General features: G+C 71.0%; 28 protein-coding genes and 3 pseudogenes. 15 read left to right on the top strand and 16 right to left on the bottom strand.

Annotated elements, in window-relative coordinates; genetic code table 11:
- Positions 1-148 precede the first annotated feature (148 nt).
- From IEY87_RS44985 to IEY87_RS44955, 7 genes are all read left to right on the top strand, one after another.
- Positions 149-451: an urease subunit gamma gene (locus IEY87_RS44985; protein ID WP_189145045.1), complete on the top strand. Its 303-nt coding sequence runs from the start codon at positions 149-151 to the stop codon at positions 449-451.
- Positions 448-759, top strand: a complete 312-nt coding sequence (locus tag IEY87_RS44980; RefSeq protein ID WP_189145044.1) for an urease subunit beta — start codon at positions 448-450, stop codon at positions 757-759. Before IEY87_RS44985 ends, IEY87_RS44980 begins: the two co-directional genes overlap by 4 nt.
- Entirely contained in the window at positions 752-2458 is a 1707-nt protein-coding gene (locus IEY87_RS44975) for an urease subunit alpha (RefSeq protein WP_189145043.1), read from the top strand. The genes IEY87_RS44980 and IEY87_RS44975 overlap by 8 nt, the downstream gene beginning before the upstream one ends.
- 13 nt (positions 2459-2471) lie before the next feature.
- The gene (locus tag IEY87_RS44970; RefSeq protein ID WP_189145042.1) at positions 2472-3155 is read left to right on the top strand and encodes an urease accessory protein UreF; all 684 of its coding nucleotides are present in this window, start codon (positions 2472-2474) and stop codon (positions 3153-3155) included.
- 12 nt (positions 3156-3167) lie between these two features.
- Entirely contained in the window at positions 3168-3830 is a 663-nt protein-coding gene (ureG, locus tag IEY87_RS44965; RefSeq protein WP_189145041.1) for an urease accessory protein UreG, read from the top strand.
- Between the two features lie 109 nt (positions 3831-3939).
- Positions 3940-4683 (top strand): urease accessory protein UreD, encoded by a 744-nt coding sequence (locus IEY87_RS44960; protein ID WP_225278276.1) that lies wholly within the window; start codon positions 3940-3942, stop codon positions 4681-4683.
- Positions 4684-4777: 94 nt separating this feature from the next.
- Positions 4778-5242: a hypothetical protein gene (locus tag IEY87_RS44955; protein ID WP_189145040.1), complete on the top strand. Its 465-nt coding sequence runs from the start codon at positions 4778-4780 to the stop codon at positions 5240-5242.
- 85 nt (positions 5243-5327) lie between these two features.
- Here the strand turns inward: IEY87_RS44955 and era are convergent, their stop codons facing one another.
- From era to IEY87_RS44915, 10 genes and pseudogenes are all read right to left on the bottom strand, one after another.
- Positions 5328-6236, bottom strand: a complete 909-nt coding sequence (gene era / locus IEY87_RS44950) for a GTPase Era (RefSeq protein ID WP_225278277.1) — start codon at positions 6234-6236, stop codon at positions 5328-5330.
- Between the two features lie 17 nt (positions 6237-6253).
- On the bottom strand, positions 6254-6724 hold the full coding sequence (locus IEY87_RS44945) for an NUDIX domain-containing protein (RefSeq protein WP_189145038.1): 471 nt from the start codon (positions 6722-6724) through the stop codon (positions 6254-6256).
- Positions 6725-6731: 7 nt separating this feature from the next.
- Positions 6732-7064 carry a cytidine deaminase-like protein gene (locus IEY87_RS44940; RefSeq protein WP_372462300.1) on the bottom strand — a complete coding sequence of 111 codons (333 nt, stop codon included), beginning with the start codon at positions 7062-7064 and terminating at the stop codon, positions 6732-6734.
- Positions 7065-7074: 10 nt separating this feature from the next.
- Complete coding sequence (locus IEY87_RS44935) at positions 7075-7713, bottom strand: hypothetical protein (RefSeq protein ID WP_189145037.1); 639 nt, start codon at positions 7711-7713, stop codon at positions 7075-7077.
- A gap of 413 nt (positions 7714-8126) precedes the next feature.
- Entirely contained in the window at positions 8127-9446 is a 1320-nt protein-coding gene (locus IEY87_RS44930) for a hemolysin family protein (protein WP_189145036.1), read from the bottom strand.
- On the bottom strand, positions 9419-9895 hold the full coding sequence (gene ybeY, locus IEY87_RS44925) for an rRNA maturation RNase YbeY (RefSeq protein WP_189145035.1): 477 nt from the start codon (positions 9893-9895) through the stop codon (positions 9419-9421). Before ybeY ends, IEY87_RS44930 begins: the two co-directional genes overlap by 28 nt.
- Positions 9892-10218: pseudogene (locus tag IEY87_RS46530) on the bottom strand (PhoH family protein); the annotation flags it as partial. The pseudogene IEY87_RS46530 and the gene ybeY, both read right to left, overlap by 4 nt.
- A gap of 261 nt (positions 10219-10479) precedes the next feature.
- A pseudogene (locus IEY87_RS46525) lies at positions 10480-10941 on the bottom strand (LAGLIDADG family homing endonuclease); the annotation flags it as partial.
- Positions 10942-11289: 348 nt separating this feature from the next.
- Positions 11290-11916 (bottom strand): annotated as a pseudogene (locus tag IEY87_RS46520) (PhoH family protein); the annotation flags it as partial.
- 200 nt (positions 11917-12116) lie between these two features.
- On the bottom strand, positions 12117-12461 hold the full coding sequence (locus IEY87_RS44915; RefSeq protein ID WP_189145034.1) for a histidine triad nucleotide-binding protein: 345 nt from the start codon (positions 12459-12461) through the stop codon (positions 12117-12119).
- Between the two features lie 283 nt (positions 12462-12744).
- Between IEY87_RS44915 and IEY87_RS44910 the strand changes: the two genes are divergently transcribed.
- Positions 12745-13257 carry a SigE family RNA polymerase sigma factor gene (locus tag IEY87_RS44910; protein WP_189145064.1) on the top strand — a complete coding sequence of 171 codons (513 nt, stop codon included), beginning with the start codon at positions 12745-12747 and terminating at the stop codon, positions 13255-13257.
- Positions 13254-13913, top strand: coding sequence for a hypothetical protein (locus tag IEY87_RS46515; RefSeq protein WP_225278282.1), 660 nt, complete (start codon positions 13254-13256; stop codon positions 13911-13913). Before IEY87_RS44910 ends, IEY87_RS46515 begins: the two co-directional genes overlap by 4 nt.
- Before the next feature lie 114 nt (positions 13914-14027).
- Here the strand turns inward: IEY87_RS46515 and IEY87_RS44900 are convergent, their stop codons facing one another.
- Entirely contained in the window at positions 14028-14753 is a 726-nt protein-coding gene (locus tag IEY87_RS44900) for a 16S rRNA (uracil(1498)-N(3))-methyltransferase (protein ID WP_189145033.1), read from the bottom strand.
- A gap of 108 nt (positions 14754-14861) precedes the next feature.
- On the opposite strand from IEY87_RS44900, the gene IEY87_RS44895 reads away from it, so the two are divergent.
- The gene (locus IEY87_RS44895) at positions 14862-16706 is read left to right on the top strand and encodes a sensor histidine kinase (RefSeq protein ID WP_189145032.1); all 1845 of its coding nucleotides are present in this window, start codon (positions 14862-14864) and stop codon (positions 16704-16706) included.
- On the opposite strand, the gene dnaJ is transcribed toward IEY87_RS44895, so the two are convergent.
- Both dnaJ and hrcA read right to left on the bottom strand, forming a co-directional pair.
- Positions 16693-17832: a molecular chaperone DnaJ gene (dnaJ, locus tag IEY87_RS44890; protein ID WP_189145031.1), complete on the bottom strand. Its 1140-nt coding sequence runs from the start codon at positions 17830-17832 to the stop codon at positions 16693-16695. The two genes, IEY87_RS44895 and dnaJ, sit on opposite strands and share 14 nt — an antisense overlap.
- Positions 17833-17843: 11 nt before the next feature.
- Entirely contained in the window at positions 17844-18863 is a 1020-nt protein-coding gene (hrcA, locus tag IEY87_RS44885; RefSeq protein WP_189145030.1) for a heat-inducible transcriptional repressor HrcA, read from the bottom strand.
- Positions 18864-19055: 192 nt separating this feature from the next.
- Here hrcA and IEY87_RS46510 point away from each other — a divergent pair, with 192 nt between their 5' ends.
- The 3 genes from IEY87_RS46510 to IEY87_RS46935 are packed head-to-tail and all read left to right on the top strand — an operon-like array spanning position 19056 to position 21615.
- Positions 19056-19889, top strand: a complete 834-nt coding sequence (locus tag IEY87_RS46510; protein WP_225278278.1) for a hypothetical protein — start codon at positions 19056-19058, stop codon at positions 19887-19889.
- Positions 19890-19906: 17 nt separating this feature from the next.
- On the top strand, positions 19907-20716 hold the full coding sequence (locus tag IEY87_RS44875; protein WP_189145029.1) for a DUF3097 domain-containing protein: 810 nt from the start codon (positions 19907-19909) through the stop codon (positions 20714-20716).
- A complete protein-coding gene (locus tag IEY87_RS46935) occupies positions 20713-21615 on the top strand; it encodes a DUF4870 domain-containing protein (RefSeq protein ID WP_189145028.1) in 903 nt (300 codons plus the stop codon). Before IEY87_RS44875 ends, IEY87_RS46935 begins: the two co-directional genes overlap by 4 nt.
- Here the strand turns inward: IEY87_RS46935 and hemW are convergent.
- On the bottom strand, positions 21608-22828 hold the full coding sequence (hemW, locus tag IEY87_RS44865; RefSeq protein ID WP_189145027.1) for a radical SAM family heme chaperone HemW: 1221 nt from the start codon (positions 22826-22828) through the stop codon (positions 21608-21610). The genes IEY87_RS46935 and hemW overlap by 8 nt on opposite strands.
- 108 nt (positions 22829-22936) lie before the next feature.
- Between hemW and IEY87_RS44860 the strand changes: the two genes are divergently transcribed.
- A complete protein-coding gene (locus tag IEY87_RS44860) occupies positions 22937-24193 on the top strand; it encodes a glycoside hydrolase family 18 protein (protein ID WP_189145026.1) in 1257 nt (418 codons plus the stop codon).
- Between the two features lie 189 nt (positions 24194-24382).
- Here the strand turns inward: IEY87_RS44860 and IEY87_RS44855 are convergent, their stop codons facing one another.
- A complete protein-coding gene (locus IEY87_RS44855; protein ID WP_189145025.1) occupies positions 24383-24679 on the bottom strand; it encodes a hypothetical protein in 297 nt (98 codons plus the stop codon).
- Between the two features lie 113 nt (positions 24680-24792).
- On the opposite strand from IEY87_RS44855, the gene IEY87_RS44850 reads away from it, so the two are divergent.
- Positions 24793-25428, top strand: a complete 636-nt coding sequence (locus IEY87_RS44850) for an ABC transporter ATP-binding protein (protein ID WP_189145024.1) — start codon at positions 24793-24795, stop codon at positions 25426-25428.
- A 16-nt stretch (positions 25429-25444) separates the two neighbouring features.
- Here IEY87_RS44850 and IEY87_RS46495 read toward each other — a convergent pair.
- A partial coding sequence (locus IEY87_RS46495; RefSeq protein ID WP_229699471.1) for a zinc ribbon domain-containing protein occupies positions 25445-25907 on the bottom strand: 463 nt, incomplete at its 5' end.

Genomic DNA, 25907 nt, shown 5'->3' with positions numbered 1-25907 from the left:
ACCCGGCCTGATGTCGGCGTGAGATCCCGTACGTTAAGAGCCGATTGCCCGTGCCTCACGGGGATTCCGCGGCGTCGCGACCCAGAGGAAACCGGCACGACACGCCTCGGCAACACCGTGGAAACGGCCGGTTCCTAGGGTCCGGCCCATGCGGTTGACCCCACACGAGCAGGAACGGCTGCTCATCCACGTCGCGGCCGGGGTGGCGCGCGACCGTCAGGCCAGGGGCCTGCGGCTCAACCATCCCGAGGCCACCGCGATCATCGCGTCGTTCTTGATGGAAGGGGCCAGGGATGGCCGGACGGTGGCGGAGTTGATGGAGTCAGGGCGCGCCGTGCTCGGCCGGGACGACGTCATGGAGGGGGTGCCGGAGATGCTGGACACCGTGCAGATCGAGGCCACCTTCCCCGACGGCACCAAGCTCGTCACCGTGCACAGGCCGATCCCGTGATCCCCGGCGAGTACATCCACCCCGAGGGGACGATCCCGCTGAACCCGGGCCGTGAGCGGGTGACCGTGCGGGTCGTCAACACGGCCGACCGGCCGGTGCAGGTCGGCTCGCACTACCACTTCGCCGCCTGCAACCCCGCCCTGGACTTCGACCGGCAGGCCGCCTGGGGCCTGCGCCTGGACGTGCCCGCCGGCACCGCGATCCGCTTCGAGCCGGGCGTCGAGCGAGACGTGAGCCTGGTGCCCCTCGCGGGCCACCGGATCGTGCCGGGGCTGCGCGCCGAGCAGGCGGGAGCGCTCGATGCCTGAGATCTCCCGCGCCCGCTACGCCGCCCTCTACGGCCCCACCACCGGCGACCGGATCCGGCTCGCCGACACCGACCTGTTCGTCGAGGTCACCGAGGACCTGTCCATGGGGCCCGCCGGGGCGGGCGACGAGGCGGTGTTCGGCGGCGGCAAGGTGATCCGCGAGTCGATGGGCCAGGCCCGCACCACCCGCGCGGAGGGCGCCGCCGACCTGGTGATCACCGGCGCGGTGATCCTCGACCACTGGGGCGTGGTCAAGGCCGACGTGAGCGTCATCGACGGCCGGATCGCCGCCATCGGCAAGGCCGGCAACCCCGACACGATGGACGGCGTCGACATCGTCATCGGCCCGTCCACGGAGATCCTGGCCGGCAACGGCAAGATCCTCACCGCCGGCGCCATCGACTCCCACGTGCACCTCATCTGCCCGCAGGTCCTCGACGAGGCGATCGGCTCCGGCGTCACCACGATCATCGGCGGCGGCACCGGACCCGTCGAGGGCACCAAGGCCACCACCGTCACCGGCGCTTGGTACCTCGGCAGGATGCTGGAGTCCCTCGACTCCTACCCGCTCAACTTCGCGCTGCTCGGCAAGGGCAACACGGTCTCCGCCGAAGGGCTGTGGGAGCAGCTCGCGGCCGGCGCGTCCGGGTTCAAGCTACACGAGGACTGGGGCACCACCCCCGCCGCGATCGACGCCTGCCTCAAGGTCGCCGACGCGAGCGGCGTGCAGGTCGCCATCCACACCGACACGCTGAACGAGGCCGGGTTCGTCGAATCCACGCTGGCGGCCATCGGTGACCGGACAATCCACGCCTACCACACCGAAGGCGCCGGAGGCGGGCACGCGCCCGACATCATCCGCGTCGCCTCCTACGGCAACGTGCTGCCCTCCTCCACCAACCCGACCAGGCCGCACACCGTCAACACCCTCGACGAGCACCTCGACATGCTCATGGTCTGCCACCACCTGAACCCGTCCATCCCCGAGGACCTGGCCTTCGCCGAGTCCAGGATCAGGCCGACGACCATGGCGGCCGAGGACGTGCTGCACGACCTAGGCGCCATCTCGATGATCGGCTCCGACTCGCAGGCCATGGGCCGCGTCGGCGAGACGATCATCCGCACCTGGCAGACGGCGCACGTCATGAAGGCCCGCCGCGGCTCGCTCGGCGGCCCCGCCGACAACCTCCGCGCCCGCCGCTACGTCGCCAAATACACCATCTGCCCCGCCATCGCCCACGGGCTGGACGCCGAGGTCGGCTCCGTCGAGACGGGCAAGCTCGCCGACCTCGTCCTGTGGGATCCGGCCTTCTTCGGCGTCAAGCCCACGCTCGTCCTCAAGGGCGGCGTCGTCGCCTGGGCCCAGATGGGCGATGCCAACGCCTCCATCCCCACGCCCCAGCCGGTGCTGCCCCGCCCCATGTTCGGCGCCGCCCCCGCGACGGCCGCCGCCACCTCACTGCACTTCGTCTCGCCGCACGCGCTGGACTCCGGCCTCACCGACCGCCTCGCCGTCCGCCGCCGCCTGACACCCGTGACGGATGTACGGGGGCGCGGCAAGGCGTCGATGCCGCTGAACGACGCGCTGCCGAGGATCGAGGTGGCGCCGGACACGTTCGAGGTCCGGATCGACGGCGACCTGATCGAGCCCGCCCCCGCCCAGACGCTGCCGCTGGCGCAGCGCTACTTCCTCTTCTGATGAACGCCGTCCGATGAACGCCGCCATCCTGCTTCTCACCGATTCCCGCCTCCCCGCCGGCGGCCACGCCCACTCGGGCGGCGTCGAGCAGGCGGTCACGTCCGGCGCCGTACACGACGTGCCCTCCCTGGGGTCCTTCCTCAGGGGCCGCCTGCACACCACGGGCGCGGTCGCCACCGCCCTCGCCGCGGCGTCCTGCGCCTTCGCCTCCGGTACGGCCGACGGCCCCTGGGCCTGGGACGGCCTGGACGCCGAGGTCGATGCCCGGACGGCGTCTCCCGCCCAGCGGGCGGCGTCGCGGGTACAGGGCAGGCTGCTGCTCCGGGTGGCGCGCCGCCTGTGGCCGTCCCCGGTGCTGGAGGAGCTGGCGGGGGCCGTACCAAGCCCGCATCATCCGCTCGCGCTCGGCGCGGCGGCGCACGCGGCGGGCGCCGCACCCGAGGACGCCGCGCTGGCGGCGGCCTACCACGCGATCAGCGGCCCGGCCACGGCGGCGGTCCGGCTGCTGGGTCTCGACCCGGTGGCCGTCCACCGGCTGCTCGCGGACCTGTCCCGCGAGCTCCCGACGGCACCCGGCGAGCGCGATCTCCCACCCTCGGCCGCCCCCTGGGCGGATCTGCCGGCTCACTCGGCCCCGGCTCTGGATGTGCTGGCCGAGCGGCATGCGCTGGCTCAGGTCAGATTGTTCGTCTCCTAGGAAGGACACCTCATGAGCGCCGACCATGACGACCACCACCACGCCCCCGACGGCCACGGCCGCGCGCTGCGCCTGGGCGTCGGCGGCCCGGTCGGCAGCGGCAAGACGGCCCTGGTCGCCGCCCTGTGCCGGACGCTCGGCCCCACGCTCCAGCTCGGCGTCGTCACCAACGACATCTACACCACCGAGGACGCCGACTTCCTGCGCAAGGCCGGCGTGCTCGACGAGGACCGCATCCTCGCCGTGGAGACCGGCTGCTGCCCGCACACCGCCATCCGCGACGACATCGCCGCCAACCTGGACGCCGTGGAGACCCTGGAGAACCGCTTCGGGCCGCTGCACCTGGTCATCGTGGAGAGCGGCGGCGACAACCTGACGGCGACGTTCAGCCGAGGTCTGGCGGACAAGCAGATCTTCGTCTTGGACGTGTCGGGCGGCGACAAGGTCCCCCGCAAGGGCGGCCCCGGCGTCACCACCGCCGACCTCCTGGTCATCAACAAGACAGACCTGGCCCCCCTGGTGGGCGCCGACCTCGACGTCATGGCCAAGGACTCGGCGGCCGTACGCGGCGACCGACCTGTCCTGTTCACCTCCATCAGACAGGACCCCACCGCCGCCGCGGTGGCCGCCTGGGTACGCGACCAGGTCCAGTCCTGGCTCCACCAACACCACTGACATGCCGACCCCACCCGCTCCGGAAACCCGAACCCCACTACGCCCTGAACCTTCCAGCACCCCGACCGCCCCACCGCTACCGCCACTCGGCCGCTCGCGGGCACCAACCGTGGGACGACGTGCGATGCACGCGCGGGCCGCTCTCGCCACCGCGCTGGTGGCGGGCCGCACCAGCATCCCGGTGCTGAGGTCCGCGCCCCCGCTGACGCTCCGCCAGACGGGGCCGCACTCCGTCCACCTCATCTCCACGGCGGCGGGCCCGCTCGGCGGCGACCGCCTCGAACTCGACCTGGACGTCGCCCCGGGCACCACCTTGGAGCTCGGCTCGGTGGCGAGCACCCTGGTCCTGCCCGGTCCGGGCGAGTCCCGGACGCTGATCACCGCCCGCGTCGGCGCGGGAGCGACCCTCCGGTTCACGCCCGAGCCGACGGTGCTCGCCGCCGGCTGCGCCCACCGCATCGAGGTAGGCCTGACGCTCGCCTCGGACGCCCGGGTGCTGTGGCGCGAAGAGATCGTCTTCGGCCGGTACGGCGAGCAACCGGGACGCTGCCATGCCCGCTTCGACGCCACCCTCGACGGCCGCCCCCTGCTCAGGCAGGAGTTCACGGTCGGCACCCCGGCTCTCGACACCTCCCCCGCCGTGTACGGCGACGCCCGCTGCGTGGGCACCACCCTGATCGCGGGCCCCGTTCCCCTGGCGGAGGCCGTCGTCGCCGACGGCGTCGCCGTGCTCCCCCTGGCAGGCCCCGCCACCCTGGTCTCCGCCCTGGCCCTCGACGCCGTCGCCCTCCGGACCAGGCTCGAATGGGGCGAATCCACGGCTTCGCGCGGCCGGCCGGCAGGCCCGGTGTAGCCGTACCCGATCGTGGTCGTCCGGCGGGGTGGTCTCGGCATTCAGGACGCGTGGACAGTAGGCGGCGCGGCGCGGCCCGGCTTATCGTGATCGGGTGGCCGACCATCTTTCTGCCGAGCAGGGCACCCGCCGTGGTTACGCATTCGCCGTCATGGTGGCCGGGGCGTCGCTGGTGTTCTGCGCGATCCTGCCGTGGGCGGGCGTCGAGGCCAGGAGTGAGCTGATCGGCGGCGGGGTGTCCAACGACATCCGCGGCGTCGACGACACCTTCGGCGTCCTGACGCTCCTCGCGGGGCTGGCCGCGCTCGGCTTCGGGGTGGCGGGGCTGCTCAGCCGGCCGCGGGTCGCGGCGCTGGCGGCGCTGCCGGGGGCGCTGGCCGCGCTGGTGCTGGTGCTCTTCGTGACCGACTCGGCCGGCATCCAGGACCGGGTCTCGATCGACCTGGGCCGCCTGCTGTCGGTCGAGCCGGTGATCAGATTCGGCTGGTTCGCCGCACTGGCGTCCGCACTCGCGGTGATCGTCCTCGCGGTCGCGACACTGGTACGCCGTCAGTCGTAGCAGGCCGGCCGACGCAGCGGCGTCAGCCGTAGCAGGTCGGCAGGCACGACGGCCGTCAGCCGTAGCAGGTCAGCCGGCACGGCCGTCAGTCGTAGAAGCCCAGGCGGCGCAGCTGCTTGGGGTCGCGCTGCCAGTCCTTGGCGACGCTGATCCGCAGGTCCAGATAGACCTTGGTGCCGAGCAGCGCCTCGATCTGCTTGCGCGCCCTGGTGCCCACGTCCCGCAGCCGCTCGCCCTTGTGACCGATGACGATGGCCTTCTGCGAGGGCCGTTCGACGAACATGTGCGCGTAGACGTCGAGCAGGTCGTCCCGCCCCTCGCGCGCCATCATCTCGTCGACCACCACGGCGATCGAGTGCGGCAGCTCGTCGCGGACGCCCTCCAGCACCGCCTCCCGGATGAGCTCGCCGACCAGCACCTGCTCGGGCTCGTCGGTGAGCTGCCCGCCCGGGTAGAGCGGCGGCGACTCGGGCAGGTGCTCGATGAGCACGTCACCCAGCACGTCGAGCTGCTCCCCCGACTGCGCGGAGACCGGGACGATGGCCGCGAACTCCGCGATCTGCGACACCGCCAGGAGCTGCGCCGCGATCTGCTCCCGCGTGGCCAGGTCGCACTTGGTCACCACGGCGACCACCGGGGTGTTCTTCACCGCGGTGAGCTTCTCCGCGATGAACCGGTCGCCCTTGCCGATCGGCTCGTTGGCCGGGACGCAGAAGCCGATCACGTCCACCTCGGTGAGCGTCGACAGCACGAGACTGTCGAGCCGCTCACCGAGCAGCGTGCGCGGCCGGTGCAGACCCGGCGTGTCCACGATGACGATCTGCGCGTCGGGGCGGTGCACGATGCCCCTGATGACCCGCCTGGTCGTCTGCGGTTTGGACGAGGTGATCGCCACCTTGGTGCCGACCAGGGCGTTCATCAACGTGGACTTGCCGACGTTCGGCCTCCCCACGAAGCAGGCGAATCCGGCGCGATGGCTGTCTGGCGAAGTCACATGTGCATTCTGGCCCATCAACGGGCCTGGTCACGCCACCAGGCGAACGCGTCGGGGAGCACACCCGGCGACCATCCGGTCATCGTGAGCCCGTCCAGCTCCTGCTCGGTGACCCATCGGGCGTCGTTGATCTCGTCCCCGTCCGGGGTGGGCGTGCCCGAGACCAGCGCGCACCCGTAGACGGCGATGACGTAGGAGACCTCGTGCCCGTTGGGGTAGAGGGTCCGGAACTCCGGCCCGCCGTAGACGCCGATCAGGCCGCGCGCCTCCACCTCGATGCCGAGCTCCTCACGCAGCTCCCGCACCACGGCGTCCTGTGGCCGCTCGTCCGGGTCGATGCCGCCACCGGGCACCGCCCACAGCCCCACGTCCCCGTGCCGGGCCACCAGCAGCCTGCCGGATCGGTCGAACACGCAGCCGCTCGCCGAGGGCAACACCAGCAGGTCGGATCCGACCTTGGCCCGCAGCGCGGCCAGGAACGGCGACATCGGCATCTCAGCGCCCGCCGCCCGCAGCGCGCGGCGTGCCGTCGGGATCGGCCACGAGCAGGCCCTTGACGCCCAGCTCCGCCGCCACGGCCTCGTCCGCGGCGCTCGGCTCGCCGGCGGTCACCAGCGCGACCGCCTCCAGCGACCGCGCGCCGCTGGACACGGCCACCGCCACCGCCACCTGCACGGCGGACAGCGTGAGCGAGGTGAGCGCGACGTCGGTGGCCGAGTAGGTGCGGCCCGTCTCGTCACGCACGGCGGCGCCTTCGGCCGAGCCGTTGCGCGCCCTGGCGGCACGCGCCAACGTAATGATCTTGCTGTCTTCGGGATCGAGAGTCACGAGGACCAGATTAGGCGGTGGCCATCCTGATCACCGCGTCGAGGAGCTGCCGCGTCCGCTGCGGCTCCATCTCGGCCATGCTCGTGTGCACCAGAGAGACGAGCGTGTCACCCGATCGGGCCAGCACCACGTCCAGCGTGTACGGGTAGCCGTTCAGCTTTCCGCGCAGCTCGCCGCCCACCGCCTCGTCGGCCACGTCCCCGAGCGGCAGGATGGTCGTGCGCAGGAGGGTGCCGCTGCCCGCGCGGACCGCCCGGCAGGACTCCAGCGCCCTGGCCAGCTCGGCGATGTGCTCTTCGGCCTCGGAGCCCATGTACTGGGCCAGCCCCACCCCGACCTGCTCACCCAGCTCGTCACCCTGATAGCTGGCCGCCGCCTGCGCGGTCAGCGCCCGCTCGGGCGCCCGTCCACCCGCCGCGTCCAGTACGGCGCGGCAGTTGCGATCCGCCGGCGTGAACGGCGCCTGCCACGCCTGACCGGGCCGCGGCGAGAAGCCGTCCGGCAGCCTCGGCTCCTTGGCCAAGATTTCCTTCATGTGCGCCAGGGCTTTCATGTCGACCCCGTCGACCTCGGCGATACCCCTGCCGCCGCATCCCGCCAGGGCACCGGCCAGGAGCCCGCAGGCGATGATCCGCAGTACGCGTTTCATGATTCCCCCCGAGTCGCAATCTCCCCGGGCGACTAATACGGCAATCCACCAGAGTTGCCAATAAACAATCAAACGCTAAAAGGGTGCCCTCGCCCGGTAATCCGGACGAGAGCACCCTTTACGCCGACCAACGCCTCGGCCGGCTAGCAGACCGTGACGTTGCCGTCCCCCCAGGGAGTGTCCTTGCGCCGCGAACCCCACCCGGCGCTTCGGACACATCCCCCTGTGACACCCACCGCACAGGGCGTCGATGAAGAGACTCCTCCACCCCACTTGCAGAACGCTTGTAGAAGGCTTGCGCCGCTGCTCAGCCATCCCCGGCCATGACCCGGACGACGTCCGCCCAGCCATGCCCGGCCCGCGCCCGACGGCGTCCGCTCACTCGTGCTCGGCCCGCGCCCGACGGCGTCCGCTCACTCGTGCTCGGCGGCCGCCGGGACGACGTCACCCTCCGCCGGCGCGACCCGGCGCGCCACCACGGTGCTGATCCGGTTGCGCCGACCGGCCAGGCTTTCAGCGGTCAGCTGGAGCCCGGCCACCTCCGCCTGCGACCCCGCTATCGGCACCCGGCCGAGCGCGTGCGCGAGCAGCCCGCCCACCGTCTCCACGTCGTCGACCTCGATCTCGGTGTCGAACAGCTCGGCCAGCTCGTCCACCGGCATCCGGGCCGTCACCCGCAGCGCACCGTCGGACATGGTCTCGACGCGGGGCGCCTCCTGATCGTACTCGTCGGTGATCTCGCCGACGATCTCCTCCAGCACGTCCTCGATGGTGACCAGCCCGGCCGTCCCGCCGTACTCGTCGATGACGATCGCCAGGTGGGTCTGCTTGGCCTGCATCTCGCGCAGCAACTGGTCGATCGGCTTGCTCTCGGGCACGTAGGTGGCCGGGCGCATGATCGACTCGATCCGCTCCTCCCCGCCGTCCTCGCCGGACTCGTGCACCCGGCGGGTGATGTCCTTGAGGTAGGCGATGCCGATGACGTCGTCCTCGTTCTCGCCGACGACGGGGACGCGGGAGAAGCCGCTGCGCAACGCGAGCGACAACGCCTGGCTGAGCGTCTTGCCACGCTCGATGTAGACCATGTCGGTGCGCGGCACCATCACCTCGCGCACCAGCGTGTCACCCAGCTCGAAGACCGAGTGGATCATCTCGCGCTCGTCCGGCTCGATGACCCTGCGCTCCTCGGCCAGGTCGACCAGGTCCCGCAGCTCGGCCTCCGAGGTGAACGGGCCGTCACGGAACCCCCTGCCGGGAGTCAGCGCGTTGCCGAGCAGGATGAGCAGCTTGGGCAGCGGACCGAAAATCTTGGTCAGCCCGTAGACGATGGGCGCGCTGGCCAGCGCGATCGGCTCGGCGTGCTGACGGCCCAGGGTCCGCGGCATCACCCCGACGATCACATAACTGACCACGATCATCACCGCCGCGGCGGAGACGTACGCCCAGCCCTGATCGTCCAAAAGGTCGATGAACAGCAGTGTCGCGATCACCGTCGCGACCATCTCGCAGCTCAGCCGGAGCAGCAGCAGGAGGTTGAGGTAGCGCGGCGCGTCGGCGACGATGGCGTGCAGCCGCTGGGCCCCGCGCTTCCCGTCACGCACGGCCGCTTCGGCGCGCACCCTGGAGATGCGCGTCAGCGCAGTCTCGGCGCTGGCGATCAGGCCGCCGACCATGACGAGGACGACGGCCAACGGCAACCAGGCGTTCACCGGGAGCTGCGCACCTCCCGCCATCCTTGGAGCAGTTGGGCCTGCAGGTCGAACATCTCCTTGTGCTCCTCGGGCTCGGCGTGGTCATAGCCCATCAGGTGCAGGATGCCGTGCGTGCACAGCAACTCCAGTTCCTCCTGGGCGCTGTGCCCCGCCTCGGCCGCCTGTCTGGTCGCCACCTCGGGACAGAGCACCACGTCGCCGAGCAGGGCCGGATCGGCCGGGACATCGGCGTCTCCGCGCGCCCCGCCGCCCGGTCGCAGCTCGTCCATGGGGAAGGCGAGCACGTCGGTCGGGCCCGCCTCGCCCATCCACTTCTCGTGCAGCTCGGACATGACGTCCTCGTCCACGATCACGATCGACAGCTCGGCGAGCGGGTTGATGCCCATCTCGCCGAGGACGTGGGTGGCCAGCGAGACCAGGAGCTCCTCGCCGACCTCCGCGCCCGTCTCATTGTTGATCTCGATGCTCATCGACGCTTCCCCCGCTGCTGGAGAGGCTTGGGATCCTGCAACGCGTCGTAACGGCCGTAGGCGTCGACGATCTCGCTCACCAGCTTGTGCCGGACCACGTCGGCGCTGGACAGGAGCGCGAAGTGGATGTCGGGGATGCCGTCGAGGATCTCCTGCACCACCCGCAGGCCGCTGGTCGTGCCCGAGGGCAGGTCGACCTGGGTGACGTCACCCGTCACCACGATCTTCGAGTTGAACCCGAGCCTGGTCAGGAACATCTTCATCTGCTCGGCCGAGGAGTTCTGCGCCTCGTCGAGAATGATGAACGCATCGTTCAGCGTGTTGTGCGTCAGGAGGAAGTCCTCCGTGACGTAGAGCGAATCCGCCGCAGCCACCTGGATGCAGACGCACTCCGCCGTGCCACGCGGCTCGATACGGTCCACGAAACGCATCGGCCTGCCGCCCCCGAAGGAACGGTAGATCTCCGCCTTCCGCGACAGCCGGAAAGGCTCGACGCCCTCCGGAAGCCGGATGTCCAGGATGTGCGCGTCATGACGGTGATGCACCGGCTGCCCGTGCGCGAACCCCGGCTTGCGGCCCGCCGCCGGACGCGTACGCCAATACACGACGCCGCCCAGCGACTGCACCAGGAAGATCACATTGTCGCGCAGCTGGGGCGAGACCGTCGTGTACTGAATCCTGGCGCTGCGCTCGTCCTGCGTGACCGGACCGCCGTCCGAATCCAGCAGTCCTTGCAGGATCGCGAGCCTGACCTCCGGGGTGTTGTACAGGTAGACGTCAGGCACGAATTTCGTCGGCGATTTACACCCGACCAGCCCCAGAGCACGGACGGCTGACTTGATCGGGTGTGTGACTCTGCCGGTTTCCTCGGCCTGCGGCACCCGGTTGAGGAGGTAGTTCGGCCCACCCCTCCACCTCGCCTTCACCCCAGGTACGGCCTCCTCCAGCGCCTCTACGAGTTCCGGATCATTGGTCGCGAAACTCGGAGTGGTCAAGCCTGTGATTGAGCCGTCCCCTATGAGCAGGCCCAGTGCGTACGGGTCCATGGGGACCGGCTGCTCGGGAAAGCGGACCGGAGCGCTCAGCAGCGGCAACTCCCACTTGCGGTAGTGAGCCGTCCGCAGGTCGCCGATCATCTGCTTCGTCTCCAGCACCCGCCACGGCTTGCCACGATTGCCGTCATCACGGGAGCGGACAGCCCACAGATGGTCTTCGGAAGCGAGCACCGAGGAACCATCTTGGCTGAAGAGCCGGTATATCTTCTTCTCACCCTGCGGATAGACGCCGAGCACGGGAGTCGGCTCGCCGTTGGACCCGATGACCAGGTCACCGACTTCCAACTCGCCGATCGAGCGGAATCCATCCGGCGTCAGCACGCCGGTGCCGAGCGGCTGGCTTCTACCCCTCATGTATGCGAGGGGGGCGACCTCGATCGTGCCCGCGGCCATCAGTTTGGGGATCGAGTCGGGGTCGACCATGTCGTGCAGCGCGTCGTACAGCGGCCGCAGGTAGGGGTCGATCTTCTCGTAGAGGGTGCCCGGCAGGAAGCCCAGCCGTTCGCCCGCCTCGACCGCGGGCCGGGTCAGGATGATCCGGTTGACCTGCTTCTCCTGCAGCGCCCGCACCGCCTTGGCCATGGCCAGGTAGGTCTTGCCGGTGCCGGCGGGGCCGATGCCGAAGACGACGGTGTGCTTGTCGATCGCGTCGACGTAACGCTTCTGGTTGACGGTCTTGGGCCTGATCGTGCGGCCGCGGGAGGAGAGGATGTCCAGGGACAGCACCTCCGCCGGGCGGTCGGAGGTCATCCGGAGCATGGCGATGCTCCGCTCGACCGCGTCGGGGGTCAGCTCGCCGCCGCTGCGCAGGACCTCCACCAGCTCCTCGAACAGCCGCACCACGGTGCTGCTCTCGTCGGGGCTGCCGGTGACGGTGATCTCGTTGCCGCGCACATGGACGTCGGCCTTGAAAGCGCCCTCGATGACGCGAAGCAGCTCGTCACGGGAGCCCAGGAGGCTGACCATCGGGTATTCGTCCGGAATCAGCACCTTGGCCTGTGTGCGCGATGGAGGTGCCGTGCGTCGGGATTCGTGTAGTTCGGACATGGGCAGGCCAGCGGCCTGATGCCTCCCGGTCTGTTCGGCTGTTCTTCTCCCCACATCGTAGCCGGGAGCAGCAGAATTACTCGCGCCAATATATCCGGGCCAAAATCACCCGGCCAGGGTCACCCGGGCGGCCAGGTCAGGTCACGTCCGCCCAGCATGTGGGCGTGCACGTGGAAGACGGTCTGCCCGGCGGCGGGCCCGGTGTTCAACACGATTCGGTAACCGGCGACGGCCACCCCCTCGTTCTCGGCCACCGTGTGCGCGGCCTTGAGCACCTCGTCGGCGAGCCCGGCGTCGGCCCGCGCCAGCGCGGCCGCGTCGGCGTGATGCTCCTTCGGGATGACCAGCACGTGGGTGGGCGCCTGCGGGTTGGTGTCGCGGAACGCCAGCGTTCTGTCGGTCTCCAGGACGATCTCGGCCGGGATCTCCTTGGCCGCGATCTTGCAGAAGATGCAGTCGGTCATCTGAGCACCCTACCGACAGGCCCGCCTCCGCTGCCTGGTCCGGCGTCCGCCCCCTGATCGGCGTTGCGAAGAGGTGACCCGATCCGTCGTGGCGTCTTAAGATCAGCGCGGTTAGGGTGGGTGTGCGACACTCAAGAAAAAAGACGATTCAGGGTCGGGCGAGGCCACCTGGCGAGGACACGACTGGGTCATGCCCCCTAAGGAACCGGAAGAGCGTAAACCCTCAGGCAAGGCCGCGCGTCCCACTGATGTGACCACCGAAACCCTCCTGGCCGACAGGTCCATGGGGGCGGTGCCGGTCGGGTGGGATGCCGACATGGCCGTGACCGCGCTTTACAGTGCGCACTTTCGGTCATTAGTGCGTCTCGCTGTGTTGCTGGTGCGCGACATGGCAACCGCGGAGGAAGTCGTGCAGGACGCGTTCGTCGCCATCCATGGCGCCTGGCGCAGACTGCGTGACCCCGACAAAGCACTCGCCTACCTGCGTCAGTCCGTCGTCAATCGATCCCGTTCGGTGCTGCGGCACCGCGCGGTGGTGGAGAAGTACGCGCCCAAGGGACTGCCCGATGCGCCCAGCGCTGAGAACGGCGCGATCGGCGAGCTCGAACGCTCCGCCGTCATCGAGGCACTGAGGTCCCTGCCGACACGTCAGAGAGAGGCACTGGTCCTTCGTTACTACGGTGATCTGTCCGAGGCTGAGATCGCCCACGCCATGGGCATCAGCAAGGGCGCGGTCAAGAGCCACACCGCACGTGGCATGGCCGCCTTGCGATCCGTCCTGGAGAAAATGTCATGACCCAGCCCCCCGACGAGCACGGCGAGATCCTTCGCCGTGCGCTCCGCGCGGAGGCGGACGCGGTCGTACCCTCGCCGGAAGGACTGGAGATCATCCGCGCCCGCATCGAGCGGCGTGGCGTGCGCAACCTGTTCTGGTGGCGCGCGGGCGCCGCCGCCGCCAGCGCGATGCTGGTGGCGGGCACCATCGTGATGGTGGTCCCGGAGCTGCGCCAGCGCGTGATCGAGCAGCCTTATCAGGAGGTGCGGAGCACTACCAGCAGCACGCCGCCGGCCAAGTCCTCGACCAGCCGGCCGCCGTCCCCCAAGTCGACCGTCCGCGAGGACGTGCCGCCGCCGGGGATCGTCTCCGAGCCGGTCACGTCACCGCCGCCGCAGCCCGCGTCGGAGACGGCCAGGTCGACCAGCAAGGCGACCCCCACCCCGACGCCTACGCCCACTCCGACGCCCTGCCCGTCGACCGTGGAGCTGCAGGAGGAGCTGCCGTCGGACTGCCCGACGATCTCGCCGACACCCACCTCGACACCGACCCCGACATTGTCCGAGACGGCGTTGCCGGACACGTCGTGCCCGGCGGAGGAGTGCCCACCGGGCGACCTGGCCCCCACCCCGACGGACGTCCCCAGCCCCCTGTTCGTCACGCCCGGCGCCCCGTAGACACCCTCGCCCTGCACGAACGCCCCAAGCCCGCTGTTCGTCACGCCTGGCACCCCATACGGACGTCCCCAGCCCTCTGTCGTCACGTCTGGCGCCCCGTAGCCCGCACGGGTGTCACCAGCGGCCGGTTCGGGTGAGCAGCACCGCTGCCGCAGCCACCCCCGCCGTCGAGGTGCGCAGCACCGTCGGCCCGAGCAGGACCGGCAGCGCCTTCGCCGCCTGGAAGGCGGCGAGCTCCTGGTCCGAGACGCCGCCCTCGGGTCCCACCACCATGATGATGTCGCCGCCCGCCGGCAGTGCCACCCGCGACAGCGGCTCGGCCGCCTCCTCGTGCAGCACCAGCCCCAGAGCCGCGTCCGCCAGCAGCGCCTCGACCTGGGCCGTCGAGGCCGGCTCCGTCACCTCGGGCAGATGGAACCGGCGGGCCTGCTTGCCCGCCTCGCGCGCCGTCGACCGCCACCGGTGCAGCGCCTTGGCCGCCCGCTCGCCCTTCCACTGGGTGATGCTGCGCGAGGCCGCCCAGGGCACGATCACGTCCACGCCCGCCTCGGTCATCATCTCGACGGCCAGTTCGCCTCTGTCGCCCTTCGGCAGGCCCTGGACGACCACCAGCCGGGGCCGCAGCGCCGGCACCTCGTGCCGGGCCAGCACCTCCAGCCTGAGCGCGTCCTTGCGCACCTCGCGCACGACGCACTCGGCCACCGCGCCCGCCCCGTCGGTCAGGTCGACCCGCTCCCCTTCCCGCAGCCGCCGGACCGCGGCGGCGTGACGCCCTTCAGGACCGTCGAGCACCAGCTCGGACCCGCTCAGATCCGCCGCGAGGAACACCGGAACCGTCACTCCAGGCACCCCAGATTCTTAACGTTATGCAGCCAAGCGATCACGTAGCGCAATATCGTGTCACGTGCAGTCGCACCTTCCTGAGTCACTTTACGAGGGGTCAGCGCGATGACAGTCTCCCGCCGGCTCCCCTGGCCGCCGCCCGTCAGGGCGCGCGTCGCGCTGCCGCTGGCCGTCTCGACGCTCCTGCTGGTCGCGGGCCTGGGAGCGGGCGCCGCGGACCGGCTGAGGGCCAGGGCCGACGCGACCGGGACCGCCGGTCACGTCGGCGGGGTGCTCGCCGCGCAGGAGCTGATCCACCCGCTCCAGCGCGAGCGCGGCCTGGCGCTGGGGGTGCTCGCCGGCGACGACAGGTTCGCGGCCGATCTGGACGCCGAACGCCGTGTCACCGATCGGGCCAGAGCCCGGCTCGACACCGCGACGCCGGGCCTGCGTGCGGCGCTCACCGGCCTCCGGGAGGCCCGGTCCGGCGCCGCCACCGCGCAGGAGGCCTTCTCCGCCTACACCGGCGCGATCTCGGCTCTCCTGGACGCCTCCTTCGCCGCCCGGCCGGGCGGGCTGCAGGCGCTGGAGGCGCTGGAGGCCATCAGCAGGGCCAAGGAGACGGCCTGTCAGGAGCGCGCCCTGGTGACCGCGGCGTTCGCGACCGGCTCGTTCACCTCGGCGGGGCATCTCGACCTGCTCCAGGTACGGGCGGTCAAGGCGGACGCGTTCGCCAGGTTCGAGCGCGTGGCGACGGCGACGGGCCGGGCGGCGCTGGCCCGGGCCCAGCAGAGTGGCCATCCGCCCAGGCTCGCCGCCATGGAGAGACAGGCCGTCGCGGGCACCCCGCTGTCGGCGAGCCCGCGCGCCTGGCACCACGCGGCCATCGGCTACGACGAGGCCCTGCGGAGCGTGCAGCGGTCGGTGGCCGAAGAGGTGCGCGCACCGGCGCTGGCCGCCGCGGAGCGGGCCACTCTGCACCTGGCCCTGCTGGGCGCGCTGGGCGCGGTGCTCGTGCTGGGCATGCCGGTGCTCGGCGTGCTCGCCTCCCGTTCGGCGCTGCGTCCCCTGCGGCGGCTCTCCGACCAGGCCGACGCGCTGGCCGAGCAGGTCTTCCGGGTCACTCACGGCGGGCAGGGTCAGGACGTACACGCGCAGTGCTCGCGCCGGCGGGACGGCGAGTTCGCGGGGGTGGCCGGCGCGCTCGGTGACCTGCACCGCAGCGCCGTACGGCTGGCGGCCGAGCACACGGCCTTGCGGCGCGTCACCACCGAGTCGCTGGTGGACCTCGGCGTACGGCACCGAAACCTGGCGCACCGCCAGCTGAGCTTCATCGGCATGCTGCAGCGCGAGGAGTCCGACCCCGCCGCCTTGGCCCGGCTCTGCGAGCTGGACCGCCTGACGAGCCGGCTGCGCCGCAACGCCGAGAGCCTGCTGGTGCTGGCCGGCAAGCGGGGGGCGCGCCGCTCGTCGGAGCCCGTACCGGTGGCGGACGTGCTGCGGCTGGCCCTGACCGAGGTCGAGGACCATCACCGGGTCACGCTGCGCGTGGTGGACGGCGCGCCGGTCCGGGGCGCGGTGGTGGCGGAGGTCGCCCACCTGCTGGCCGAGCTGGTGGAGAACGCGCTGACCCACTCGCCACCCGATGCGGAGGTGGAGGTGTGGGCGCGGGCGGACGAGGGCGAATGCCGCATCACCATCACCGACCACGGCATCGGCATGACCGCCGAGGAGCTGGCCGCGGCCAACGCGCGGCTGCGCGGCGAGGAGAGCTTCCTGGTGGCCCCCACCCGCTGCCTGGGCCACCACGTGGTGGGCAGGCTGGCCGACCGGCTCGGTGTCAGGGTGTGGCTGCACGAGTCGCTGCGCCGCGGCGTCACCGCGCGGGTGGCGCTGCCTGAGGAGCTGCTGGCGGTGCCGTCACGGCCGGAGCAACCGCCAGAGCTGCTCGGCGGCGTCAGCGCCCGTTGAAGGCGTCGCGCAGTCGCGAGAAGAAGCCCTGCTGGCCCGGAGCGAACTTGCCCGGCGGGCGCTCCTCGCCGCGCAGCTTGGCCAGCTCGCGCAGCAGCTCCTCCTGAGCGGTGTCGAGGCGGTGCGGCGTCTCGACGTTCACGTGGATGAGCAGGTCGCCGCGGCCCGTCTCGTTGAGCCGCTGCACGCCGCGGCCGTACATGGTGATGACCTGGCCTGACTGGGTGCCCGGCCGGACGTCGATCTCCTCGGCGCCGTCGAGCGTCTCGACGGTGAGAATGGTGCCGAGGGCGGCGGCCGTCATCGGGATCTGGACGGTGCAGTGGAGGTCGTCGCCGCGCCGTTCGTAGATCTCGTGCGGGCGCTCGACGATCTCCAGGAAGAGGTCTCCGGGCGGGCCGCCGCCGGGGCCGACCTCGCCCTCGCCGGCGAGCTGGATGTGGGTGCCGTCCTCGACGCCCGCAGGGATGCGCACCTTGATCGTACGGCGGGTGCGCACCCGGCCGTCGCCGGAGCACTCCTGGCAGGGATTGCGGATGATGCTGCCGAAACCGCCGCACTGCGGGCATGGCCGCGAGGTCATGACCTGACCCAGGAACGACCGGGTCACCTGGCTGATCTCGCCGCGCCCGTTGCACATGTCGCAGGTGTCGGGGTGGGTGCCCGGGGACGCGCCCGCGCCCTGGCACACCTCGCACAGCACGGCCGTGTCGACGACCAGCTCGCGGGTGGTGCCGAAGGCGGTCTCGCGCAGGTCGAGCTCGACCCGGATGGTCGCGTTGCGGCCCCGGCGAGCGCGCGAGCGCGGCCCGCGTGCGCCGCCCGCGCTGCCGAAGAAGGCGTCCATGATGTCGCTGAACGGGAACCCCGCGCCGAACCCGCCGGCGCCGGCCGCCGCGCCGGCGCCACCGAACGGATCGCCGCCCAGGTCGTACATCTGGCGCTTGCTCGCGTCCGACAGCACCTCGTAGGCCTGCGTGATCTCTTTGAACCGCTCCTGGGTGGCGGGATCGGGATTCACGTCAGGGTGCAGCTCGCGAGCCAGCCGGCGGTAAGCCTTCTTGATCTCTTCCTGACTGGCGTCACGGCGCACCCCGAGGGTGGCGTAGTAGTCGGTGTTTGCCACTTATCGACCTCTTAAGATGCAGCCAGGATCTGGCTGACGTAGCGTGCCACCGCGCGCACGGCGCCCATCGTCACGGGGTAGTCCATCCTCGTGGGGCCCAGCACGCCGAGCCGAGCCAGTTGGTTGTCGCCTGAACCGTATCCGGTGGCGACGATGGACGTGCCCACGAGCCCGGTATAGGCGTTCTCTGATCCGATGCGCACGGTGAGAGCGGACGGTGTGTCTGTGGAAGTCTCGCCGAGCAGGCGCATGAGCACGACCTGCTCCTCCAGTGCCTCGAGCACGTCGCGCAGCCCGACGCTGAAGCCGGCCCCCGCGAGGTTGGCGGCACCGGCGAAGACGATCTTCTCGTCGTGGCGTTCGACGAGCGTTTCGAGCAGGACGGACAGGATCGTGGCCACGACGGGCCGATCCTCGGCCGGTAGTCGCTCGGGCAGGTCGGCCACCAGGTCGGGCACATTGCCCAGCCCGCAGCCGTCCAGGCAACTGTTGAGCACCGCGCGCAGGTGCGCGATGCGGTGGTCCTCCACCACTTCGGGCAGCTCGATCACGCGCTGCTCGACGCGGCCGGTGTTGGTGATCAGCACGAGCATGACGCGTCGCTCGGCGAGCTGGACCAGCTCGACATGCCGCACCGTGGAGCGGGTCAGCGTCGGGTACTGCACCACAGCGACCTGCCTGGTGAGCTGCGCGAGCAGCCGCACCGTGCGGGTCACCACGTCGTCCAGGTCCACCGCGCCGGCCAGAAAGGTCTCGATGGCCCTGCGCTCGGCTCCGGACAACGGCTTGATCTGCGAGAGCCTGTCGACGAACAGGCGGTATCCCTTGTCCGTCGGCACCCGGCCGGCGCTGGTGTGCGGCTGGGTGATGTAGCCCTCCTCCTCCAGTGCGGCCATATCGTTCCTGACCGTCGCCGGGGAGACCTTCAGGTTGTGGCGCTCCGCCAGCGCTTTGGAGCCCACCGGTTCGTTGGTCGACACGTAGTCTTCGACAATGGCGCGGAGCACCGCGAGTTTACGATCGTCGAGCACGTGAGCACCTCCTACCGCTGCCTTCCGGGAAACGACAGGTCTAGCACTCTGTGTTCCCGAGTGCCAAGTGTACGGCTCTCACTCACAAGGTGCGATAACACGGTGGGCCGCCGGCCACTCGGCGCACGTCAGAGGCACGCTGCGGGCCCTGGCCTGCTGGCGCACCATCATCACACCCGTCACACTTGTCACATGACGGACAATCCATATCCTCCCTACGGTCCCCCGTCAGAGGGCGGGCATTCCCCAGGTGAGACACCACAATCCTTCCCGAACGGCCCGCCCCAGCAGTACCCACCGCCGCAGTACGGCCAGGCACCTCCCTACGGCCAGCAGGGACAGCCGCAGTACGGCCAGCCCCAGCCTCCGCCCTACCCGCAAGCCCCGCCCCCGCAGTACGGCCAGCAGTCTCCCTACGCCCCGTACGGCCAGCAACCGCAGTTCGGTCAGTACCCGCCGGGGTCCAGGCCGCCCGACGGCTCGAAGAACCTCAGGCCGCACCTGCGGTGGATCGCCGTCGCCTGGGGCGTCGCCGTCCTGTGCGTCGTCGCAGGCGTGGTTCTCTTCGTCAGCGGCTTGCTCAGCAGCGTCGACAACGTCGCGCCGACCAGGACGTTCGCCGCCGGCGAGCAGGTCACCGTGGCCCTCGACCCGGCCCAGAGCCCCGTGCTCTACCTCGCCAGCCGCACCCGGGTGCGCTACGAATGCCAGATCGCCAACGGGGCGAGGCTCCTGCCCGTCTCCGGCACCCAGAACCTCACGGTGAACGGCACGCAGTGGCAGCAGATCCTGCGGATCGCCGCACCCTCCGCGGGCAATTACCCGATCACGTGCACCGTCACGGAGGGCGCGACCGCGCGGTTCGGCGTCGGCCGGGACATCTCCACCGCCGTGGGCGGCGTCCTGGGCGGGGTGGCCCTGCTGGTGGCCGTCCCGGGGGTAGGCGTCCTGGCCGCGATCATCGTGACGATCGTGGTCCTGGTGCGCCGCAGCCGCCAGCGTAAGCGCCTCGCGGTCCGCGACTGATTTGCTACGGTCCCCGTGTGTACGAGGGTGATGTTCTCGGGGGAAATTGGCGGCGTCCGGGCCGGGGCAAGATTCCGAAGGTGCCGGCCGAGCGCGACCTGGTCGTGGAGGACGCCGACAGCGGCTTCTGCGGCGCGGTGGTCGCCTGCGACAAGGAGGCCGTCACGCTGGAGGACCGCTTCGGCAAGCGGCGCCTGTTCCCGCTCGATCCGGCCGCGTTCCTGCTGGACGGCAAGATCGTTACGCTGGTACGGCCGGCGGCCGCCACCGCGGAGACCCACCGGCGCAGCGCCTCCGGCTCGATCGCCGTGGAGGGACTGCGGGCCAGGGTGGCCAGGCAGAGCCGCATCTACGTCGAAGGCGTGCACGACGCCGCGCTGGTGGAGCGGATCTGGGGCCACGACCTGCGGGTGGAGGGCGTCGTGGTCGAATACCTGGAGGGCGTGGACGATCTGCCGGAGATCGTCGAGGAGTTCGCGCCCGAGCCGGGCCGCAGGCTCGGCGTGCTGGTCGACCACCTAGTGCCCGGCTCCAAGGAGAGCCGTATCGCCGCCCGGGTGACCTCCCCGGACGTGCTCGTGGTCGGTCACCCGTTCATCGACATCTGGCAGGCGGTCAAGCCTTCCTCTGTCGGCATCCCGGCCTGGCCGGACGTGCCGCGCGGGGTTCCGTGGAAGGAAGGCGTGATCGCCGCGCTGGGCTGGCGCATGGCGCCGGCCGACGCGTGGCGGCGCATACTGGGCTCGGTGTCGAGCTTCGCCGACCTGGAGCCCGAGCTGCTCGGCCGGGTGGAGGAACTGATCGACTTCGTTACGGAGGCACCATGAGCCACGATCCGCAGCCACCGCCGGACGACGACGCGACCCGCCGCGTCTCCGCCGCCGACGTCCACGGCGCCCAGCCACCGGACCCACAGCCCGACTCGGGCACCCAGTCCGGACCCCAGTCACGTGACCCGCAGCCGGACGGCCCCCGGTCCGGACCGCCGTCGGGGCCACAGTTCCGCCCCCAGTCCGGCCCGCAGTACGGCCCCGAGCCCGGATCACCGTCAGGGCCGCAGTTCCCTCCTCCGTCCGGCCCGCAGTACGGCTCCCAGCCTGGCCAAGGCCCCGAGCCCGGATCACCCTCAGGGCCGCAGTACCCTCCTCCTCCGCCCGGCCTGCCGTATGGCGTACAACCTGGCTCGCAGCCTGGGCAAGGACACCAGTCCGGCTACGGCCAGCCGCCTCCGCCGCCCGGTTACGAGCCGCCCTATGGCCAGCAGCCGCCGCCGTACGGGTTCGGCCAGCAGCCCCCGCCGTACGGCTACGGGCAGCAGCCTCCGCCCGGACAGCAGCATCCGCCGTACGGCTACGCGGCGCAGGGGCGGCAGGAGCCGTACGTGCCGGGAAGGTACGGTCCCCGTCCCGGCAGCGACGACAGCTCGATGGCCATGCTGGCCCACCTGCTCGGTCTGCTGGTCTCGTGGGTCGGCCCGCTGATCCTCTACCTCATCAAAAAGGACGAGTCCCCCTACGTCAGGGATCAGGCCGCCGAGGCGCTCAACTTCCAGATCACCGTGTTCGCCGCCCTCATGATCAGCGGCATCCTGACGATCGTGGTCATCGGCATCGTGCTGCTCCCGATCGTCTGGATCGGAGCGCTGATCTTCCAGATCCAGGCCGCCGTCTCCGCCAACCGGGGCGAGAACTTCCGCTACCCCTTCAGCATCCGCCTGATCAGCTGAGCAGGTCACGCACCAGCGCGTCGGCCAGCAGCCGGCCGCGCAGGGTGAGCACCATCCGGCCCGCCTTGAACGCCTCGACCTCCAGCAGCCCGTCCGCCAGGGCCGAGGCGACGCGCGGCCGGGCGCGGGGCTCGACCTCGGCGAGCGGGTAGCCGGTGTCGAGCCTGAGCTCCAGCATCAGCCGCTCGGTGGCGCGGTCCTCCCCGGTCAGCTCCTCGCGCGCGTGGGCGGGTGAGACGCCCTCGGCCAGGCGCTGAGCGTACGGGGCGGGGTGTTTGACGTTCCACCAGCGGGTGCCGCCGACGTGGCTGTGCGCGCCGGGGCCGACGGCCCACCAGTCGCCGCCGGTCCAGTAGAGCAGGTTGTGGCGGCACCGCGCGGCGTCCGAGGTGGCCCAGTTGGACACTTCGTACCAGCGGAATCCGGCCTCGGCCAGCATCGTGTCGGCGATCAGGTAGCGGTCGGCGGCCACGTCGTCGTCGGGCATCGGCAGCTCGCCCCGGCGGATCCTGGCCGACAGCCGGGTGCCCTCCTCGACGATCAGCGAGTAGGCCGAGACGTGGTCGGGCTCGGCGGCGACGGCGGCCGCCAGCGAGGCGCGCCAGTCGTCGTCGGACTCCCCCGGCGTGCTGTAGATCAGGTCCAGGTTGACGTGCTCGAACCCGGCCTTGCGCGCCTCCAGCACGGCCTGACCGGCCCGGCCCGGCGTGTGCTGCCGGTCGAGCACCTTGAGCACGTGCTCGCGGGCGCTCTGCATGCCGAAGCTGACCCGGTTGAAGCCGCCCTCGCGGAGTTCGTCCAGGTAGCGCTGGTCGACGGACTCGGGGTTCGCCTCCGTCGTCACCTCCGCGCCGGCCTTCAGCCCGAACTCCGCGTCGATGGCCGCCAGAATTCTGGACAGGTCCTCGGCCGGCAGCAGCGTGGGGGTGCCGCCACCGAAGAAAACCGTCTCGACCGGAAGATCCACCTCGCCGAGGACCCGGCGGGCCAGCCGCACCTCCTCGATGGCGGTGTCGGCGTAGTCGCGCTGGGAGGCGCCGGGGCCGAGCTCGGTGGCGGTGTAGGTGTTGAAGTCGCAGTAGCCGCAGCGTGTCACGCAGAACGGGACGTGCACGTAGAAGCCGAACGGCCGCTCACCGAGTCCGGGCAGGGCGCTGTCGGGCAGCTCGCCGGAGGCGGGCGCGGGATCGCCGTCAGGCAACGTGGAGGGCACGTCTACCAGTGTGCCCGCTGCCATTGACTGCCCGATCCCGTGGCTCTACGATCCGGGGCAACTTATAGGAAAGTTTCCTATAAGTACACGCTCCGGGAGGCGCCCCCCGTGAAGAAGATCCTCATCGCCCTCTCCCTGTTACTCGGCCTCACGGCGGTCCCGCTGCCCGTCCAGGCGGAGACAGGCACGCACGACCGCTTCAAGCGGGTCGCCTACTTCATCCAGTGGGGCGTCTACGGGCGCGATTACCACGTCAAGGACATGGACACCAGCGGCGCCGCCGCCAAGCTCACCCACATCAACTACGCCTTCGGCTTCGTCAACCCGGAAGGCGCCTGCTACTCGGCCGACCCGTGGGCCGACTGGCAGCGGCCCGTCCCGGCCGAGCAGAGCGTGGACGGCGTGGCCGACGAGCCCGGCCAGGCGCTCAACGGCAACCTCAACCAGCTGCGCAAGCTCAAGGCCAAGCACCCCGGCCTCAAGACCCTCATCTCGCTCGGCGGCTGGACCGGCTCGAAGTACTTCTCCGACGCCGTGCTCACCCCCGCATCCCGCGCCGAGCTCGCCCGGTCCTGCGTCGACCTGTGGCTGCGCGGCAACCTCCCGGGTCTCGCACCCGGCGCGGGCGCGGGCGTGTTCGACGGCATCGACCTGGACTGGGAGTGGCCAGGCTCGGCCGGCGCCGACGGCAACATCATCCGGCCGGAGGACAAGCGGAACTTCACCCTCTTCGTCGAAGAACTCCGCGCACAGCTCAAGGCGTTCTCCTCCCGGGCTGAGCTCACTGCCTTCCTCCCCGCCGCCGCTGCCAAGATCGACTCTGGTTTCGAGGTACGGCGCGTCTTCCAGCAGCTCGACTTCGCCACCATCCAGGGCTACGACCTACGAGGCAGCTGGGAGACCCGGACCGGGCACAACGGCAACCTGCTCTCCGACCGCCGCGACCCCAACGAGGTCCGCTACAGCGTCGACCAGACCGTCCGCGACTACCGCGAGCGCGGCGCCCCGGCCCGCAAACTCGTCATCGGCGTCCCGGCGTACGGGCAGGGCTGGACCGGCGTCACGGGCGGCGGCAACGGCCTGTACAAGCCGGCCACCGGCCCCGCCCCCGGCAAGTGGGCAGCGGGCACCGAGGACTACAAGGACCTGGTGACCAAGCCCGGCAAGCGCCACCGCGACCTGCGCACCGGCACCCTGTGGTTGTACGACGGCAACGAGTTCTGGTCCTATGACGACCCGGCGGTGCTGGTGCAGAAGGCGGCGTACATCCGGCTCAAGGGCTTGGGCGGCGCCATGATGTGGTCCATCGACCAGGACGACTCCCGAGCCTCCCTGACCTCGGCCCTCCACTCGATCCTGAGATGAGCCGGACCTCCGCGGCGAACCACCCGACCTCAGGGTCGAGCCGCTCCCACCGAGAGCCACCCGATCCTGGGATCAAGCCGCTCCCACCGAGAGCCGCCCGATCCTGAGATGAGCCACCCACCTGAGGCCGGAGGCTGCCTCGCGCGGACACGTACGCGCTCGTGTCCGCGTGAGGCCCGGCCACAGCCCCTACGGGGGCGTGGCGTTGAGCCGGGAGTCGGTGTCGAAGTCGGCCAGTTGTAAGAGCGTCTCCAGGGCCGCCTGGCGCATCTCCTCGACCGACTCTCCCCGCTCGCCGAAACAGTCCGCCGCCACGTCGAGCAGGGCCGTCACCACGGCGGCGTCGGGCATCGGGACGTCCACCACGACCTTGCCGTCCTCCCCCACCTCGGCGGGCATCAGATGCAGCCGGATCAGCCGCCGCGCCTCCTCCGCCACGGCGACACCCAGAACAGCAGCACGCTCGAACCGCTCAGCAGCAATCATGTCACCCTCCAGTCGCACAGGTGTTCGGGTACAAAGCTAGCCGCCGCCACCGACAGAATCCCCGACGCAGGCGGCGATCCCGGTCGCCCCGGTGAGGTGGCTAGGCTCGGGACATGTGCGACATGACCATCCGGGTCAGCGGCCTGTCCGTGGAGCTCGGCGGCAACCCGGTGCTGCGCGACTTGGACCTGACCGTCGCCCCTGCGGAGCTGGTCGCAATCGTCGGCCCCAACGGATCCGGCAAGTCGACCCTCCTCCGCTGCCTGGCCGGGCTCCTGCCCGCCACCGGCGGCACGGTGGAGGTGTTCGGCGCGCCGCCGGTCGACGAACCGGCCTTCTGGCGGCGGACGACGCTGGTAGGTGAGGAGCCGGCCTGGTACCCGGGGCTCACGACCCGCGAGCACTTGGAGCTGACGCACACGGTGCACGCCGGCCCCCGCCTCACCGTGGACGCCGCGCTGGAGCTGTTCGACCTGGCCGTACGCGCCGACGCGCCGCCACTGAACCTGTCCACGGGCCAGCGCCAGCGGCTGCTCCTGGCCGCCGCGCTGCTGCGGCCCAGCGAGCTCCTGCTGCTCGACGAGCCGGAACGCGGCCTGGACTCCGGTTTCCGCGAGCGACTGGCCGTACTGCTGGATGAGTACACCGCCGAGGGCGGCACCGTCGTCATGGCCACCCACGACCCGGCACTCGCCGCGCGCGGCCGCCAGGTCTCCCCCACCGGCGGCCAGGTGACCGCCGCCGCATGACAACACGCACAACCGTTCACTGAGTTTTAAGGATTCTCGGTGATTCGCCCGGTGTGGGCGAAGGTCCCCGTCTGATCCGGGCAGCGGGTGCCCGGTGCGAGGTTGACGTTTCACGGCCACCTGCCCCGCCAGGCGGGGTCTTACGGTCGGCTCCACGTCCGTTTCGGGTCTCCGGGCCACTCCCGGCGACCGTACGCTCCACCAGCGAAGCGAGATTGCGCGCGGCGTTCTCATCGCGATCCATCGACAGGCCGCACCCCTCACACACGTAGGTGCGCACCCGCAGCGGCAGCTTGGCTTTCACCGCACCGCAGGATGAACACGTCTTGGAGGAGGGGAACCAGCGGCTCGCCACCAGCAGTCGGCCGCCGTTCCAGCCGGTCTTGTAGGCGAGCTGACGGCGGATCTCCCCGAAGCCGGCGTCGGAGAGGGCGCGGGCCAGCCGCCGGTTGCGGACCATCCCGGCCACGTTGAGGTCC

This window comes from Nonomuraea glycinis (genome assembly GCF_014646515.1).
Classification (GTDB): Bacteria; Actinomycetota; Actinomycetes; order Streptosporangiales; family Streptosporangiaceae; genus Nonomuraea; species Nonomuraea glycinis.
Note: the sequence above shows the minus strand (reverse complement) of the source record. Positions and strands in the feature narration are given on the sequence as shown.